The organism is Nocardia sp. NPDC050435 (assembly GCF_040655395.1).
In the GTDB taxonomy this organism is placed as follows: domain Bacteria; phylum Actinomycetota; class Actinomycetes; order Mycobacteriales; family Mycobacteriaceae; genus Nocardia.
In genome coordinates this window covers 464179-480599 of sequence record NZ_JBFAJW010000002.1, presented here as the reverse complement: position 1 = coordinate 480599, position 16421 = coordinate 464179, and the positions used below count along the sequence as shown (strand labels likewise).

The window sequence follows — 16421 nt, the reverse complement described above, 5'->3', positions numbered from 1 at the left end:
CAGGTGGTGCAGCCGGGCAGGAACTCAGTTGGCGGGCGGTAGTTCGCGCGGTCCGCGGCGGCCCAGCAGCGAGCGCGACTTGCGGGCCGGGATCTCCTCGTGCCGCTCGGCCGCCGAGATCGGCGCGGGCGCGGCTTCGGGCTGGGGGAGGGCCGAGTACTGCTGCGGCGCCTGGCGGTAATCGGCGTCGACCACGGTCGCAGCGATGTGGTGGGCCTGCGGCGGTGCGGCCGGAGTCAGCTGGTAGCCGGGGTGCGCGACGCCCATGGCGGGTGCGTGCGAATCCTGGGTGTCCACCGTGACTTTGCGGATGCGGCGCAGGGTGAAGGTGATCTCCTCGACCTCTTCGAAAGCCTGGCGCGCGGTGCGCAGCGGGTGCGTCGCGGTGTCGATGGCAGTGGCGACGAAGGAGGGCACCAGCGGGCGGATCCAGCGGGCGGCGGTGTCGGAGAACGGAACCTGGCCGATGATCGGCAGTTCCAGGCCGCCCCTGGGTTCCGGGCGCGGCTGGTGCGGCGCCAGTTCACCGGTGTGCACAGCGGGTGTGAGCGCCTGGGGAGAAATCGTGGCGGGCAGATTCGGAGACACGGTGCTGTCCTTTCCGGCCGGAAGTTCGGCGGGTCGCGGTGCTTGCCCGAGACGATCGGGTTCGTTGATGCCGATCTCCAGCCCGCCGATGGCGGCGATGATCCGGGTGCGCTGGCGCTCCCGGTCGATGGCGGTGTCGGCTTCGGCGGCCAGGCGGGCGGCGGTGAGTTGTTGTTCGGCGCGCAGTTTTTCGGCCTCGACGCGCACCTCGGCCTGCTTCACCGCGATCGCGGCGTCGGCCGAACGCTCGGCCTCGTCCTGGACCGCGTGGAAGTTGTTGCGCCGGTCGAAGGAGGTGCTGCCCCGCCACCAGCGCAGCAGCAGCGGCAGCACCGCGAGCAGGGCGAACGCGACGAGGATGAACAGCCAGAGCACCAACGCTCCGGCGCCGCCGAAGGCGTGGTCGTGCACGGCCAGCCAGCGGGCGCCCAGGCCGCGGTCGGCGTCGGCGAAGGCGGCGGTCCGGGCGGTGGCCGCGGCGCGCTCGGCGTCGGTGACGCGCTGGTTCACGGACTCGAGGCGGCCCTGGGCGGCGCTCAGCTGCCGGCGCGCGTCCTCGAGCAGCTCGTTGGCGGTGCGGGTCTCGGGGCCGTTGCCCGGGACGCCGGTGATGCGGGTGCGCGGGCACTCGGCGGTCGGGTTGAACTCGCAGCGCGCGGTGACCAGCGCGCTCTGGATGTCGGCCTCCGCCTTGGTGATCGCCTGGTCCACGGCCGCCCGGTCGGCGCGGGCCCGGTCGAGGTCGGCGCTCGCGGTCAGCACGGCCGGTGCGGCGGCGACGCCGCGCTGAGCCTTCTCGTCCAGCAGCCGGTCGACGGTGCCGCCGAAGAGCACGGTGCTCGCCAGTTCGGCGATCAGCACGCCCGCGAGCACGGCGACGGCGACGCGGGTGAGCAGCCCCGCGCGGTCGGCGTCGCCGCCGGGGCGGACGGTGGCGAGCGCGCGGCCGACCACGCCGGCCAGCAGGGCGGCGACCAGGGCGCCGGGCACGATCGCGACGGGCGACCAGTCGGCCGCCGCGAGCGCGAGCGCGGTGACGGCGCCCGCGACCACCACGAACAGCGCGACGGCCGCGCCGGTCACGGCGTAGCCGGAGCGTTCGTGCCGGAAGCCGTCGACCCGGTCCGGGGTATCCCACCGCGGACCTCCGCCGAGCCAGGTGAGCAAGCCGGTGGCGGTCATGGGAACTCACATCCTGTGTATGTGGGGCCGGCCCCGCACCCCCGCGAAGCTGTGCCGCTTGGACCTGGTCCGGGGTGTGGCGGCGGGCGAAACTGTCACAGATTCGTTGTCTCAGCGTGACAGGCACGCGCCCGACACACCGAGCGCGTGGCGGGGGTTGTGGGCAGCCTCACATTCGTTCGAGGAGCCGCCGTTCGGCGCCGGATTCCGGCCGGAACGGGGTGTGCCGGAGATGCTCTGGGAGGTTGCGCGGGCCACGCCGGCGAGCTGTGGGAAATCCCACCCGAATCGGTTGCTGAAAATGTGCTGTCAGTCACGGATTGATAAAGAGGCCGGACGGTCGGATCGGCTTCCGATGCTTGTCATGGCTTCTGTCGGAAATGTCTCAGGCCCGGCCGCAGCGAGGTAGCCGCCACTGCGTGGTTTGTCGATCGAGACCTCGGGGAAATCCACTGCGATGCAGGTCGGACGCTGGATCCGGCCAGGCCCGCAAGCTGGCGAACGGTAAGTTTTCGCAGGTCGACACCCCGTAGCCAGGGATCGATCGGGTCGCATCGGCTGCTTTACACTGGACAACGCGCACGAGTTGGAGGACCGCATGAAGAAGCCCAGCTAGACCTGGTTATTAGTCAAACCTAAGTTGGTTGGGCCCCGGACCTGACTTATCGTTTGCTCTTACGCCGAACACATACTGGTCGGCACTATCGCCCGCACGGTTCACCCAGCCGGTGCCCCAGCGTAGCGGGCGAACACCCGCAGGAGGTTAGGAACTAGTAAGAGTTCCGTTACTTCCGAGCACCCCACAACCCAGCGGGTGGACAACTGGAGACGTGACTGCACACCGAACCATCAGCGCGGCTGGATTCGGAGCGTACGGGCGCAGTCTTGACGTAGGCGTTCGACGGAAAGGCCATTTTTCTCTTCGAAGGCCGACTTTTCTTGAAGGCAGAGGCATGACGCAACTTCCTGGCCACAGGTCCCCCGGACCCATCGGGCTTTATGACCCGGCGAACGAGCACGACGCCTGCGGCGTCGCGTTCGTCGTCGACATGCACGGCCGCCGCAGCCGCGACATCGTCGACAAGGCTATTACGGCTCTGTTGAACCTGGAGCACCGCGGTGCGGCCGGCGCCGAACCGAACTCCGGTGACGGTGCGGGCATCCTGCTGCAGGTGCCGGACCGGTTCTTCCGCGCCATCGTGGACTTCGAGCTGCCCGCGGAAGGTGCCTACGCCACCGGCATCGCCTTCCTGCCGCAGGCTCGCCGGGAAGCCGCGCGCGCCGCCTACGGCGTGGAGAAGATCGTCAAGGAAGAGGGCCTCGAGGTCCTCGGCTGGCGTGAGGTCCCGATCGACGAGACTTCGCTGGGCGCGCTGGCCCGCGACGCCATGCCGACCTTCCGCCAGATCTTCGTCGCCTCGCCCAAGGACAGCGCCGAACAGCTCTCCGGCGTCGCCCTGGAGCGCCGCGCCTACGTCATCCGCAAGCGGGTCGAGCACGAGCTCGGCAAGTCCGGCGCGGGCGAGGGCTCGACCGGCAAGGAGTCGGTGTATTTCCCGAGCCTGTCCGGTGAGACCTTCGTCTACAAGGGCATGTTCACCACGCCGCAGCTGCGCGCCTTCTACCTGGACCTGCAGGACGACCGCGTCGAGTCGGCGCTGGGCATCGTGCACTCCCGGTTCTCCACCAACACCTTCCCGTCCTGGCCGCTGGCGCACCCGTTCCGCCGCGTCGCGCACAACGGTGAGATCAACACCGTCACCGGCAACGAGAACTGGATGCGCGCCCGCGAGGCGCTGCTGAACTCCGACGTGTTCGGCACCGACTCGGCCGGCAAGAACCGCCTGGAGAAGATCTTCCCGGTCTGCACCCCCGGCGCCTCCGACACCGCCCGTTTCGACGAGGTGCTGGAACTGCTGCACCTGGGCGGCCGCAGCCTGGCGCACGCCGTGCTGATGATGATCCCCGAGGCGTGGGAACGCAGCGAGGCCATGGATCCGCAGCTGCGCGCCTTCTACGAGTACCACTCCTACATGATGGAACCGTGGGACGGCCCGGCCTCGGTCTGCTTCTCCGACGGCACCGTCGTCGGCGCCGTGCTGGACCGCAACGGCCTGCGCCCCGGCCGCATCTGGGTGACCGAGGACGGCCTGGTCGTGCTGGCCTCCGAGGTCGGCGTGCTCGACATCGAGCCGTCCAAGGTGGTGCAGAAGTTCCGACTACAGCCCGGCAAGATGTTCCTGGTCGACACCTCCCAGGGCCGCATCATCAGCGACGACGAATTCAAGTCGCAGCTGGCCGCCGAGCAGCCCTACCAGGAATGGCTGGACGCGGGCGTCACCAAGCTCAGCGATCTGCCGGACCGCCCGCACGTGCACATGTCGCACGACCGCGTGCTGATCCGTCAGCAGATCTTCGGATACACCACCGAGGAGCTGAACCTGCTGATCTCGCCGATGGCGAAGAGCGGCATGGAAGCACTCGGCTCCATGGGCACCGACACCCCGATCGCGGTGCTCTCGGCGCGGCCGCGCCTGCTGTTCGACTACTTCTCGCAGTTGTTCGCGCAGGTCACCAACCCGCCGCTGGACGCCATCCGCGAAGAGGTCGTCACCAGCCTGAAGCGGGCCATCGGCCCGGAGGCCGACCTGTTGCACCCGGGCCCGGAGTCCTGTCAGCAGATCGCGCTCGAGGGACCGATCCTCGACAACGACGAGCTGGCCAAGCTCGTGCACATCAACGACGACGGCTCCAAGCCCGAGCTGCGCTCGGTCGTGGTGCGCGGCCTGTACCCGGTGAAGAAGGGTGGCAAGGGCCTGCGCAAGGCGCTGGAGGCCATCAACACCCAGGTCTCGGCGGCCATCGACGGCGGCGCCCGGATCATCGTGCTGTCCGACCGCGAGTCCAACGAGAAGCTGGCGCCGATCCCGTCGCTGCTGCTCACCGCCTCGGTGCACCACCACCTGGTGCGCGAGCGCACCCGCACCAAGGTCGGTCTGGTCGTGGAGGCCGGTGACGCCCGCGAGGTGCACCACATGGCCATGCTGGTCGGTTTCGGCGCGGCCGCGATCAACCCGTACATGGCCTTCGAGACCATCGAGGACCTGCTCGAGCGCGGCGCGCTGGAGATGCCGGGCAGCACCGGCGATCTGGCCGCCGACTTCCGCAAGGCGGTCGCCAACTACAACAAGGCGGCCGGCAAGGGCGTGCTGAAGGTGATGTCCAAGATGGGCATCTCCACCGTGGCCTCCTACAACGGCGCCAAGCTGTTCCAGGTCATCGGTCTCTCGCAGGACCTGGTCGACGAGTACTTCACCGGCCTGAAGTCCCCGCTGGACGGCATCGGCCTGGACGAGATCGCCGACGACGTCGCGGCCCGGCACCGGGTGGCGTTCCTGGAGAACCGCAACGAGCGCGCGCACCGCGAGCTCGAGGTGGGCGGTGAGTACCAGTGGCGGCGCGAGGGTGAATACCACCTGTTCAACCCGGACACCGTGTTCAAGCTGCAGCACGCGACCCGCACCGGCCAGTACTCGATCTTCAAGGAGTACACCAAGCTGGTCGACGATCAGTCCGAGCGCCTGGCTTCGCTGCGCGGCCTGTTCAAGTTCAAGTCCAAGTCGCGCTCGCCGATCCCGATCGAGGAGGTCGAGCCCGCCTCGGAGATCGTCAAGCGGTTCTCCACCGGCGCGATGAGCTACGGCTCCATCTCGGCCGAGGCGCACGAGACCCTCGCGATCGCGATGAACCGGCTCGGCGGCCGCTCGAACTCCGGTGAGGGCGGCGAGCACCCGGCCCGCTTCGAGGTCGAGGAGAACGGCGACTGGCGGCGCAGTGCGATCAAGCAGGTGGCCTCCGGCCGCTTCGGCGTGACCTCGCACTACCTGTCCAACTGCACCGACATCCAGATCAAGATGGCCCAGGGCGCCAAGCCGGGCGAGGGCGGCCAGCTGCCCGCGCACAAGGTGTACCCGTGGGTCGCCGAGGTGCGGCACTCGACGCCGGGCGTGGGTCTGATCTCCCCGCCGCCGCACCACGACATCTACTCGATCGAGGATCTGGCGCAGCTGATCCACGATCTGAAGAACGCGAACCCGCAGGCGCGGATTCACGTGAAACTTGTCGCGGAGCCGGGCGTCGGCACCGTCGCCGCGGGCGTCTCCAAGGCGCACGCCGACGTGGTGCTGATCTCGGGCCACGACGGCGGCACCGGCGCCTCGCCGCTGACCTCGCTCAAGCACGCGGGCGGTCCCTGGGAGCTCGGCCTGGCCGAGACCCAGCAGACGCTGCTGCTCAACGGTCTGCGCGACCGGATCGTGGTGCAGGTCGACGGTCAGATGAAGACCGGCCGCGACGTCATGATCGCCGCGCTGCTCGGCGCGGAGGAGTACGGCTTCGCGACTGCTCCGCTGGTGGTCTCGGGCTGCATCATGATGCGCGTCTGCCATCTCGACACCTGCCCCGTGGGTGTCGCGACGCAGAACCCGACCCTGCGCGAGCGCTTCACCGGCAAGCCGGAGTTCGTCGAGAACTTCTTCCTGTACATCGCCGAAGAGGTCCGGGAACTGCTGGCCTCGCTGGGCTTCCGCACGCTGGACGAGGCCATCGGCCGGGTCGACATGCTCGACACCGCCAAGGCCAAGCAGCACTGGAAGGCCAGCAAGCTGGACCTGTCGCCGATCCTCGACGATGTCGAGACGGCGTTCATGTACCAGGATCGCCGCTGCACCAAGACCCAGGACCACGGCCTGGACAAGGCGCTGGATCAGCAGCTGATCACCCAGGCGCGGGACGCGCTGGAGCGCGGCAAGCCGGTCAAGTTCGAGACCAAGATCACGAACGTGAACCGGACCGTCGGCACCATGCTCGGCCACGAGGTGACGAAGAACTTCGGCGGCGTCGGCCTGCCCGACGACACCATCGACATCACCTTCTCCGGCTCCGCGGGCAACAGCTTCGGCGCCTTCGTGCCGGCCGGCATCACGCTGCGGGTGCAGGGCGACGCGAACGACTATGTGGGCAAGGGCCTTTCGGGCGGCCACCTGGTGGTGCGCCCGGCGGTGAACGCCCCGGCCAACTTCAAGGCGGAGCAGAACATCATCGCGGGCAACGTGATCCTGTTCGGCGCCACCAGCGGCAAGGCGTTCCTGTCCGGTGTGGTCGGCGAGCGTTTCGCGGTCCGCAACTCCGGCGCCACCGCGGTCGTCGAGGGCGTGGGCGACCACGCGCTCGAGTACATGACCGGCGGCAAGGTGGTCATCCTCGGCGAGACCGGCCGCAACTTCGGCGCCGGTATGTCCGGCGGCGTCGCCTACGTCTACAGCCCCAACGGCACCTTCCCGGACCGGGTCAACCCGGAACAGGCCGAGGCGCTGGAGATGCTGGACGACGAGGACCGCACCTGGCTGCACGACATCATCTCCGAGCACCGGGCGCAGACCGGCTCGGCGGTGGCCGAACGCATCCTGAACGACTGGTCGCAGCAGACGGCCCACTTCGTGAAGGTCATGCCGCGGGAATACAAGAAGGTTTTGCTCGCGATCTCCGAGGCCGAGAAGAACGGCGCGGACGTGAACGAGGCGATCATGGAGGCGGCTCGTGGCTGACCCACAGGGATTTCTGAAGCACACCAAGCGGGAGCTCCCCACCCGCCGTCCGGTGCCGCTGCGCCTGATGGACTGGAAAGAGGTCTACGAGGAGGGGTTCGAGAAGGACACCCTCAAGCGTCAGGCCAGCCGCTGCATGGACTGCGGTATCCCGTTCTGTCACAACGGCTGTCCGCTCGGGAACCTGATCCCCGAGTGGAACGACCTGGTCTACAAGGGTCAGTGGCGCGAGGGCATCGACCGGCTGCACGCGACCAACAACTTCCCGGAGTTCACCGGGCGGCTGTGCCCCGCACCCTGTGAGGCGTCCTGCGTCCTGGGCATCAACCAGGATCCGGTGACGATCAAGCAGGTCGAGGTCGAGCTGATCGAGAACGCCTTCGACGAGGGCTGGGTGACCCCGGTCTACCCGACCCGCCTGACCGGCAAGAAGGTCGCCGTCGTGGGCTCCGGCCCGGCCGGCCTGGCCGCCGCGCAGCAGTTGACCCGCGCCGGTCACACCGTGACCGTGTTCGAGCGCGCCGACCGCATCGGCGGCCTGCTGCGCTACGGCATCCCGGAATTCAAGATGGAGAAGCGCTTCATCGATCGCCGGATGGCGCAGATGGAGGCCGAGGGCACCATCTTCAAGACCGGCGTGAACGTCGGCGTCGACATCACCGCCGAGCAGCTGCGCGAGCAGTTCGACTCGGTCGTGCTGGCCGGCGGCGCCACCCTGGCCCGCGATCTGCCGATCCCGGGTCGGGAACTGGACGGCATCCACCAGGCGATGGAGTTCCTGCCGTGGGCCAACCGCGTGCAGCTCGGTGACGACGTCACCGACGCCGACGGCCTGCCGCCGATTCACGCGCGCGGCAAGAAGGTCGTCATCATCGGCGGTGGCGACACCGGCGCGGACTGCCTGGGCACCTCGCACCGTCAGGGCGCGGAGAGCATCCACCAGTTCGAGATCATGCCGCGTCCGCCGGAGGAGCGCGCCGGTTCCACCCCGTGGCCGACCTACCCGCTGATGTACCGGGTGTCCTCGGCGCACGAGGAGGGCGGCGAGCGCGTGTTCTCCGTCAACACCGAGCGTTTCGTGGGTGCGGACGGCAAGGTCACCGGTCTGCAGGCGCACGAGGTGAAGATGGCCAACGGCCGCTTCGAGAAGGTCGAGGGCACCGACTTCACCCTCGAGGCCGATCTGGTGCTGCTGGCCATGGGCTTCACCGGTCCCGAAAAGCCGGGCCTGCTGGAGGATCTGGGCGTCGGCTACGACCAGCGCGGCAACGTGCAGCGGGACAAGGGCTGGTCCACCAACATCCCCGGCGTCTTCGTCGCCGGCGATATGGGCCGCGGCCAGTCGCTGATCGTGTGGGCCATCGCCGAGGGCCGCGCCGCGGCCGCCGCGGTGGACAACTACCTGGAGGGCGAGACGGCGCTGCCGTCGCCGATCACCCCCACCATGGTGGCTCAGCGCTGATCCGGAACGAATAGTCGAGAGCGCCTGCGGACCGCGAGTCCGCAGGCGCTTTTGCATTCCGGCGGCGGCTCTGCTGAACTGATCTCCGACGGAAATCGGACATGCTCGCCCGGTTCGCGTGGCGCGCAGGACGGTTGGGCTCTAGTGTGATCAACGGCGTGCTGCGGATCTTTCGGGATGTGAGATTCCACAGCGCTGTACCACCGGGTTAACTATGCAGTTACTCGGCGTGCACTAGTGAGTCATCCGCCGAGTTCACTATGGTTAGCGGCAACTTGTCGGGGTGTGCCCTCCGCAAGAGGGCAGGTTTGAACTGGAGCAGTATGCGGTTGAAGAAGGTTGTCGCGGCCCTCGGCGTGTCCGCGACGGTTGCGTCCGGCCTGATGCTCGGAACCGGGTCCGCCACAGCGGCTCCCGGCTGCCCGAGCCTCTACGTGGTGGCGATCCCCGGCACGTGGGAGACCGGCCATGACAAGGAACCGGGTCCCGGCATGCTCGCCGGTGTCACGCGCGGTCTACCGCGCAACACCGAGGTCGACTACGTGACCTATGCCGCGACCGCCTTCCCGTGGGAGGGCGAGGTCTACGGCAACTCCAAGAAGGAGGCCGTGAGCAACGCCCGCGGCCTGATCGGCGCGATGGCGGCCCGCTGCGCCGCCACCAAGATCGCACTGGTCGGCTACAGCCAGGGCGCCGACGCCGCAGGCGATCTCGCCGCGGAGATCGGCACCGGGCTCGGCGTCGTGCTGCCCGACCGCGTCGCCGGTGTCGGCCTGATCTCCGATCCGCGCCGCTCGCCCACCGATATCCAGATCGGCCCGTTCGCGGCCGGCGCGGGCGCGGGCGGCCCGCGCGTCGGCGGGTTCGGCTTCCTGTCCGATCGCACCCGCACCATCTGCGCCGTCGACGACCTCTACTGCGCTACGGCCACCGACGATTTCGTCACCCGCTTCGCGGGCTTCCTGGCTCAGAGCTCCGAGGCCAACCCGGCCAACATCTGGCGCTACCAGCTCGAGGCCGGCGCCATCATCAACGACCTGATGTCGCACGGCGGCATCCCGACGCTGCAGGGGCAGCTGACGGATTCGGCGAATCAGGAGCGGGCCAAGACCCTGGAGAACTTCTACAAGTCCCAGGCGCACACCCTGTACGGCAGCTACCGCGTCGAGGGCGGGCAGACCGCGATCTCCTGGATGCACAACTGGATCGCCGGCATGGCGTGATCCGCTGAACGAAAGCCGAAGGCCCGCCTCGCTTCCCGAGGCGGGCCTTCGTCGTTCGCGGACTAGCTGCTGCCGGCGGAGCCGGTCGGCGGCCGGTGCTGGAGGTGGAAGGTCGGACCCTGCTCGGGGCGCTCGCGGTATTCCACCCGGGGACCGCCCGGGTGCGGCCGGGCCGGCACCGAGTCGGCCGGGCCGGGGATGATGATGGTCTGGCCGGGCCCCTGCGGGCCGGGCAGCGCGGGGACGGCGGGGGTCCAGCGCTCGTGGATCTCGGTACCCTCGGGCACGGTCTCGCCGGCGACGGTGGTGGTCTCGAGCTCGAGCGGCTCGTCGGTCGGGGCCTGCGCGTTGGCGGTGACGGCGAGGGCGCCGAGCGGAACGGTGACCAGGGCACCGGCCACCACGAAGCGGGCGGCGCGGCGACGGAAAGTGTTCTTCTTCGATTGCACGTCGGTTCCTTTCTCGGGGGCGGAGTTCCGCCTCGCGGCGGCTCACCGGACCCATCAAAGGACCGCTCACTGGGACGACGGTGCGACGAAGCTGGCAATCGGCTGGGAGCGCTACTTCAGGTTGCGTGGCAGCAGGTCCCAGACGTGCCCGTTCTCGTTCACGGTGGCGGCGGTGCGCCGGCCGGTCCGGGAGAACAGGATCCGGGTGATCGAGCAGTAGTCGATCGGGAAGGTGAGCGGCCGGGCCAGGCCCAGTACCTCCTGGAGCAGCACGTTGATCACGCCGCCGTGCGCGAACGCGACCACCGTGTCGGCGGGATCGGTGCTCGCGGCGATCTCGGTGATGGCGTCGCGGACCCGCTGGACGAAGGCGGGCCCGTCGATCTGCTCGGGCAGGTGGCCGGCCTTGATCCGCTCGTAGGTGGCCTGGAATTCGGTTTTGGCGTCCTCGATCGGGATGTAGGCGGGCAGGTCCCGGTCGTACTCGGCCAGATCGTCGACGACCTCCACTGCCAGGCCGAGCTTGGTGGCCAGCGGCGCGGCTGTGTCGCGGGCCCGGCGCTGCGGGCTGCTCAGGATGCGGCTGATCCGGTGCGGGCTCAGCGCCGCGGGCACGCGCTCGGCCTGCTCCTGCCCGGTGGGCGAGAGCTCCGGATCGGCGGGGCCGCTGGTGTTGACGACGCGGAGCGGCTGGGCGTGACGGACGAGAATCAACTGCACACCCCCAACTGTGCCTTAGGGGCCCGAACAGACCCGGCCCGGGTCGCACTGGGCGATCCCGGGCCGGGTGGTGCTGTTCGCGGGGTCAGTTCCGCTTGCTGCGCTTGTAGAGCAGGTACCCGCCGACCGCCAGCGCGACGATGACCAGGAGGCAGATCAGGCCGAAGATCAGGCCGCCGCCGCTCTTGCTCTTCTTTTTCTTGGCCGCGTACTCGATGGCCTGGGTGTAGGTGTCCGACGCCAAGTAGGTGTCCGGATTGGCCCACACCGAGTGGTCGATCAACGAGACGTTGTGCAGCAGGTCGAGGTACATAATGCTCCCCATGTCGACGGTGAAACGGCCTCCTCCCGGGGCCGAGTTTCCCACACTAACGGGTGCTTTCGTCCGATGTGCGCAGTTTTTCGATGCGAAATCTCACCCTGAAATTTACGCGCATCCGTTAACGATCACCGTGGTTTCACCAAGGGGAACGGCAGCGTTTCGCGAATGCTGCGACCGGTGATGAGCATGACCACGCGGTCCACACCCATGCCCAGTCCGCCGGTCGGCGGCATCGCGTGCTCGAGCGCCTGCAGGAAATCCTCGTCCAATTCCATGGCTTCGGGATCGCCGTTGGCGGCCAGCATCGACTGCTCGGTGAGCCGGCGCCGCTGCTCCACCGGATCGGTGAGTTCGCTGTAGGCGGTGCCCAGTTCGACGCCCCAGGCCACCAGGTCCCACCGCTCGGTGACGCCCGGAACGCTGCGGTGCGCGCGCGTCAGCGGGGAGACCGAGGTGGGGAAGTCGATGTAGAACGTCGGCTCCTCGGTGTGCGATTCCACCAGGTGCTCATACATTTCCAGCACCACCTGGCCCGCGTCCCAGCCGTGCTGATAGGGCACGTCGGCCTTGTCGCACAGCTCGCGCAGGTCGGCCAGCGGCGTCTGCGGGGTGACCTCGGTGCCGATCGCCTCGGAGACCGCGCCGTGCACCGTCTTGACCGTCCACTTGCCGGAGATGTCGACCTCGGTGAGCAGGCCGTCCGGGCCGGAGCGCAACGCGACCATCTTTCCATTGGCCGCGAGGGCCGCCTGCTGGATCAGCTGGCGGCAGGTATCCATCATGCGCTGGTAATCGCTGTGCGCCTCATAGGCTTCCAAGATCGTGAATTCCGGATTGTGGCTGAAATCCACGCCTTCGTTGCGAAATGTGCGGCCCAGCTCGAACACCTTTTCCATGCCGCCGACGCACAGCCGTTTCAAATACAGTTCGGGCGCGATACGCAGATACAGGTCCAGGTCGTAGGCATTGATATGGGTGCGGAACGGTGTCGCGTTGGCTCCGCCGTGCACCTGCTGCAGGATCGGGGTCTCCACCTCGAGATAGCCCAGCGCGGTCAGTGAGTCGCGCAGCGAGCGCACCACCGCGCTGCGCTTGGCCAGGATCTCGCGGGTCTCCGGATTGATCGCCATGTCGACGTAGCGCTGGCGCACCCGCGCTTCGGGATCGGCGAGACCTTTCCACTTGTCCGGCAGCGGATGCAGGCACTTGCCGTTCATCCGCCAGTCCGCGGCCAGCAGCGACAGCTCGCCCCGGCGACTGGTGCCGATCTGTCCGCTGACCTCGATCAGGTCACCGAGATCGAAGTATTCGGTGAACTCGGCACTGCGTTCCGGGCCGACCCGGTCCCGATCGATGACCAGCTGGATGTCGTCGGACCAGTCCCGCACCACGGCGAAGATGACGCCGCCGTAATCCCGGATCCGCAGCAGCCGGCCGCAGATTCGGACCGTGGTGCCGCGCGGCGAACGGCGCGCCGCCGCCACCGTGTGGGTCGGCGGATAGGCGGTCGGGTAGGCGTCGATCCCGGCGGCGGTGAGCCGGTCCAGCTTGTCCATCCGCACCCGCACCTGCTCCGGGCGGCGCGAGAACTGTTCCTCGGCTTCGCTTTCCGGGGGTTCCGGCGCGCTGCCGTCGGCGTGCAGACCGGTCATGGTCGCGGGCGCGGCACTGTGCAGGCCGGTGTGCGTGACCGTTTCCGGGTCGTGGCCGAGGCGCGGCAGGAAGCCCTCGGCCAGCGCGCTGGCGATGGCGACGCGCGGCAGGTGGCGGCGCTCTTCGAACAGGAAGAACCGGGGCACCCAGTGCGGCTGGTATTTCACGTTGGAGCGGTACAGCGCCTCCAGCTGCCACCAGCGCGAGAAGAACAGCAGCACACCGCGCCACATGCGCAGCACCGGCCCGGCGCCGATGCGCGCGCCCTCCTCGAACACCGACCGGAAGACGGCGAAGTTCAGCGACACCTTGGTGATGCCGTGCTGTTCGGAGGTCAGCGCCAGCTGCGAGATCATCAGCTCCATCACGCCGTTGGGCCCGCCCGGATCCCGGCGCATGAGTTCCAGCGACGCCCCGGTGCGGCCCCACGGCACCAGCGACAGCATGCCCAGCACGTCCTCGTGGCTGTTCACCGCCTCCACCAGCAGGCAGTCGCCGTCCAGCGGGTCGCCGAGCCGGCCCAGCGCCATGGAGAAGCCGCGCTCGGTCTCGGTGTCGCGCCAGGCGTCGGCGCGGGCGATGATCTGCTCGAACTCCGCGGCCGGGATGTCGCGGTGCCGCCGGACACGCACGGTCGCACCGTGTTTGCGCAAGCGGTTCGCGGCCTGCCGGACCTGCTTGAGTTCCGGTCCGGCCAGGGAGAAGGCGCGGGTGTCGAGGATCGCCTCGTCGCCCAGGCGCAGCGCGGAGAGCCCGGCCCGGCGGAACGCCGTCGCGCCCAGCTCGCTGGCGCCCATGACCGCGGGCGCCCAGCCGAACTGGTCGGCCTGGCGCAGCCACGCGTCGATCGCCTGCGGCCACGCCTCGCGGATGCCGATCGGATCGCCGCTGGCCAGGCAGACGCCGAGTTCGACCCGATAGGTGATGGCCGCCTTGCCGCTCGGCGCGAACACCACCGCCTTGTCGCGCCGCGTGGCGAAGTAGCCGAGTGAATCCTCCACGTCGGAGCGCTCCAGCAGCCCGCGGATGGCGGACTCGTCGGTGCCGGTCATCGCGTTCTCGGCGCGCTGGGACCGCAGCAGCACGATCACCGCCGCCAGCAGTGCGGCCGCGCCGAACAGGCCGAGCAGGAAGTTCACGATTTGCGGTGGGCGGCCGTCGAAATGCTCGTTGTCGACCAGCACCGCGGCCGTCACCCGGTAGACCGCCCAGCCGGGTCGCTGCCAGCCCGAGGGCAGCGTGCCCGGGAACAACTCCACCAGACCCCAGCCGAGCAGGCAGCCCGCCGCCAGCCCACCGGCCAGCACGCCCAGCGCCTTCCAGCCCGCGCCGGAGCGGACCCGGGTGTAGAACTCGCGCCAGGCGGCCAGCAGCAGGCCGAGCACCAGGATGTGCACGACCAGCGCCACCAGCGCGTGGATGCTGCCGTTGAGGGCGAAGTCGAGCGCGTTGGCGATCGACCAGATCACCGAGTAGCCGATCAGCAGCCACCAGGCGATGCGTTTGCGGCTGGCCACGGCGCCGGCCAGCAACCCGACGATCAACGCCCACATCAGGTTCGTCTCGGGGGCGTCGATGTAGTAGTTGTCGAGGTAGCGCCGCGGCACCTGGGTCAGGTAGCGGAAAGCCGGCGACAGGCTCCACAGGAAACAGGTGACCGCGAAGACGCCCAAGATCGTGGCCGCGAGGTGCGGGACGTCGCTGAGGCGTCCGTGGCCGCCATGGGGGACGGCACGAGGCGAAGCCGACGGGGTGGGTGAACCCAGTGGAACGGATGGATTCGATCTTTCCGGCGTGTGTTCGGTGTTGCGGTGCCCGGCTTGCGTGGAAGTCACCGAACCAGTGTGTACGGTGTGGCGGCTCGGGGCTGCCTCGGCGCGTCGTTCTGGCGTGTCAGTCGACTCGGGAGGGGTGGGCGTTCCGGCCGGTTCGCCGGCAAGGTAAGCATGTAGGCATGTCAGATCCAGTCGAGGTTCCGATCGATGACGAAGTCATTCGGCTCGGCCAGTTTCTGAAGCTGGCCAACCTGATCGATTCCGGGTCCGAGGCCAAGACCGTGATCGCCAACGGGCTGGTCCGGGTGAACGACGAGGTCGAACTACGGCGCGGACGGCAATTGCACGTCGGCGATGTCGTCGCCCTCGCCGGTCACAAGGCCATCGTCTCGGTCTAACGCTCGTCGCGCACCACGACGCCGTCGTGGTCGCTGTAGAGCATGTGGCCGGGTTCGAAGGTGACGCCGCCGAATTCGACCGGCACGTCCTTCTCGCCGCTACCGGTCTGGGTGCTCTTGCGCGGGTTGGTGCCCAGCGCCTTGACGCCGATGTCGAGGGTGCGCAGGATCGCCGAGTCGCGCACGGCGCCGTTGACGATGACGCCGGCCCAGCCGTTGTCCACGCCGCGACCGGCGATGATGTCGCCGACCAGCGCGGTGTGCACGCTCGCGCCGCCGTCGACGACCAGCACCCCGCCGTTGCCCGGCTCGCTCAGCGTCTGCTTCACCAGCAGGTTGTCCTGGAAGCAGCGGATGGTGGTGATCGGCCCGGAAAACGCCTCGCGTCCGCCGAACTGAATGAACTGGGTATCGCAGCTGCGAATCTCCGGGCCGATCTCGTCGGCGAGGTCCGCGGTGGCAACAACATTCGATTCGGTCATGGGCTCAGCTTAGGGGCGGCCCGGGCCCGCGCCCGGCCGACCCGCACCGGGTGTGACCTGCGTCGCGATGGTCGATCGGGCGGCCGGGGTGACCTTGTCAGCGCTGGCTACGGGCCGCGTGGAATTCGGTGATCTGCTTGATCAGGTTCTCGGTGGTGTGCTTGACCGCGATCTTCACGAACGGCTCGATGGTCCGGCCGAGGGCCTTGCCCGCCAGGCCGCCGGGCACCCGGTAGTCGACAAGAGCGTCGATGACGCACTCGTCGGCGGATTTCGGGCGGAACCGGAACGTCGAATGGATCTCGAAACCCTTGACGGTGGTGATGCCGATGACCGCGTTCTCTTCCCACTTGTCCACCTCGACACGGGATTTCAGCGAAGCCGGGCCGAGTTTCACGTGACCGTCGAACGCGGCGCCGATGCCCTCCACCTGGGTGCCGACCGGGGTGAAGGACTGGATCCCGTAGAGAAACTTCGTCAGGTTGCGGTAATCGTTCATGTAGCTGAAAGCGGATTCGGCCGATGCCGCACAGGTCTCGATGATCGTGACTTCGGTCATCC

At 68.6% G+C, this 16421-nt stretch carries 11 protein-coding genes; 4 read left to right on the top strand and 7 right to left on the bottom strand.

Features of this window, described 5'->3' with window-relative positions; translation table 11 throughout:
• Positions 1-24: 24 nt before the first annotated feature.
• On the bottom strand, positions 25-1770 hold the full coding sequence (locus tag AB0I43_RS06585) for a DUF4407 domain-containing protein (protein ID WP_357431494.1): 1746 nt from the start codon (positions 1768-1770) through the stop codon (positions 25-27).
• 953 nt (positions 1771-2723) lie between these two features.
• Here AB0I43_RS06585 and gltB point away from each other — a divergent pair.
• The 3 genes from gltB (at position 2724) to AB0I43_RS06570 (ending at position 10061) form a co-directional block, all read left to right on the top strand.
• The gene (gene gltB, locus AB0I43_RS06580) at positions 2724-7376 is read left to right on the top strand and encodes a glutamate synthase large subunit (RefSeq protein WP_357431492.1); all 4653 of its coding nucleotides are present in this window, start codon (positions 2724-2726) and stop codon (positions 7374-7376) included.
• Entirely contained in the window at positions 7369-8838 is a 1470-nt protein-coding gene (locus AB0I43_RS06575; protein ID WP_356971871.1) for a glutamate synthase subunit beta, read from the top strand. Before gltB ends, AB0I43_RS06575 begins: the two co-directional genes overlap by 8 nt.
• Positions 8839-9161: 323 nt before the next feature.
• Positions 9162-10061, top strand: coding sequence for a cutinase family protein (locus tag AB0I43_RS06570; RefSeq protein ID WP_356971870.1), 900 nt, complete (start codon positions 9162-9164; stop codon positions 10059-10061).
• 62 nt (positions 10062-10123) lie between these two features.
• Here AB0I43_RS06570 and AB0I43_RS06565 read toward each other — a convergent pair whose 3' ends face one another.
• From AB0I43_RS06565 to lysX, 4 genes are all read right to left on the bottom strand, one after another.
• Positions 10124-10510 carry a hypothetical protein gene (locus tag AB0I43_RS06565; protein ID WP_356971869.1) on the bottom strand — a complete coding sequence of 129 codons (387 nt, stop codon included), beginning with the start codon at positions 10508-10510 and terminating at the stop codon, positions 10124-10126.
• Between the two features lie 111 nt (positions 10511-10621).
• Positions 10622-11230: a histidine phosphatase family protein gene (locus AB0I43_RS06560; protein ID WP_356971868.1), complete on the bottom strand. Its 609-nt coding sequence runs from the start codon at positions 11228-11230 to the stop codon at positions 10622-10624.
• A gap of 85 nt (positions 11231-11315) precedes the next feature.
• Positions 11316-11555, bottom strand: a complete 240-nt coding sequence (locus tag AB0I43_RS06555) for a hypothetical protein (RefSeq protein ID WP_356971867.1) — start codon at positions 11553-11555, stop codon at positions 11316-11318.
• A gap of 122 nt (positions 11556-11677) precedes the next feature.
• The gene (gene lysX, locus AB0I43_RS06550) at positions 11678-14971 is read right to left on the bottom strand and encodes a bifunctional lysylphosphatidylglycerol synthetase/lysine--tRNA ligase LysX (RefSeq protein ID WP_356972249.1); all 3294 of its coding nucleotides are present in this window, start codon (positions 14969-14971) and stop codon (positions 11678-11680) included.
• 188 nt (positions 14972-15159) lie between these two features.
• Here lysX and AB0I43_RS06545 point away from each other — a divergent pair, with 188 nt between their 5' ends.
• Positions 15160-15378, top strand: a complete 219-nt coding sequence (locus AB0I43_RS06545; protein ID WP_356971866.1) for an RNA-binding S4 domain-containing protein — start codon at positions 15160-15162, stop codon at positions 15376-15378.
• Here the strand turns inward: AB0I43_RS06545 and rraA are convergent.
• Both rraA and AB0I43_RS06535 read right to left on the bottom strand, forming a co-directional pair.
• The gene (gene rraA, locus AB0I43_RS06540; RefSeq protein ID WP_356971865.1) at positions 15375-15860 is read right to left on the bottom strand and encodes a ribonuclease E activity regulator RraA; all 486 of its coding nucleotides are present in this window, start codon (positions 15858-15860) and stop codon (positions 15375-15377) included. The two genes, AB0I43_RS06545 and rraA, sit on opposite strands and share 4 nt — an antisense overlap.
• 97 nt (positions 15861-15957) lie before the next feature.
• Positions 15958-16419: an SRPBCC family protein gene (locus tag AB0I43_RS06535; RefSeq protein ID WP_356971864.1), complete on the bottom strand. Its 462-nt coding sequence runs from the start codon at positions 16417-16419 to the stop codon at positions 15958-15960.
• Positions 16420-16421: the final 2 nt, after the last annotated feature.

Bases quoted from the DNA above. Each gene is read 5' to 3' on its own strand.
- AB0I43_RS06585 (WP_357431494.1), bottom strand. From the start codon at position 1,770: ATGACCGCCACCGGCTTGCTCACCTGGCTCGGCGGAGGTCCGCGGTGG.
- AB0I43_RS06545 (WP_356971866.1), top strand. From the start codon at position 15,160: ATGTCAGATCCAGTCGAGGTTCCGATCGATGACGAAGTCATTCGGCTC.
- AB0I43_RS06570 (WP_356971870.1), top strand. From the start codon at position 9,162: ATGCGGTTGAAGAAGGTTGTCGCGGCCCTCGGCGTGTCCGCGACGGTT.
- gltB (WP_357431492.1), top strand. From the start codon at position 2,724: ATGACGCAACTTCCTGGCCACAGGTCCCCCGGACCCATCGGGCTTTAT.
- rraA (WP_356971865.1), bottom strand. From the start codon at position 15,860: ATGACCGAATCGAATGTTGTTGCCACCGCGGACCTCGCCGACGAGATC.
- AB0I43_RS06555 (WP_356971867.1), bottom strand. From the start codon at position 11,555: ATGGGGAGCATTATGTACCTCGACCTGCTGCACAACGTCTCGTTGATC.
- AB0I43_RS06535 (WP_356971864.1), bottom strand. From the start codon at position 16,419: ATGACCGAAGTCACGATCATCGAGACCTGTGCGGCATCGGCCGAATCC.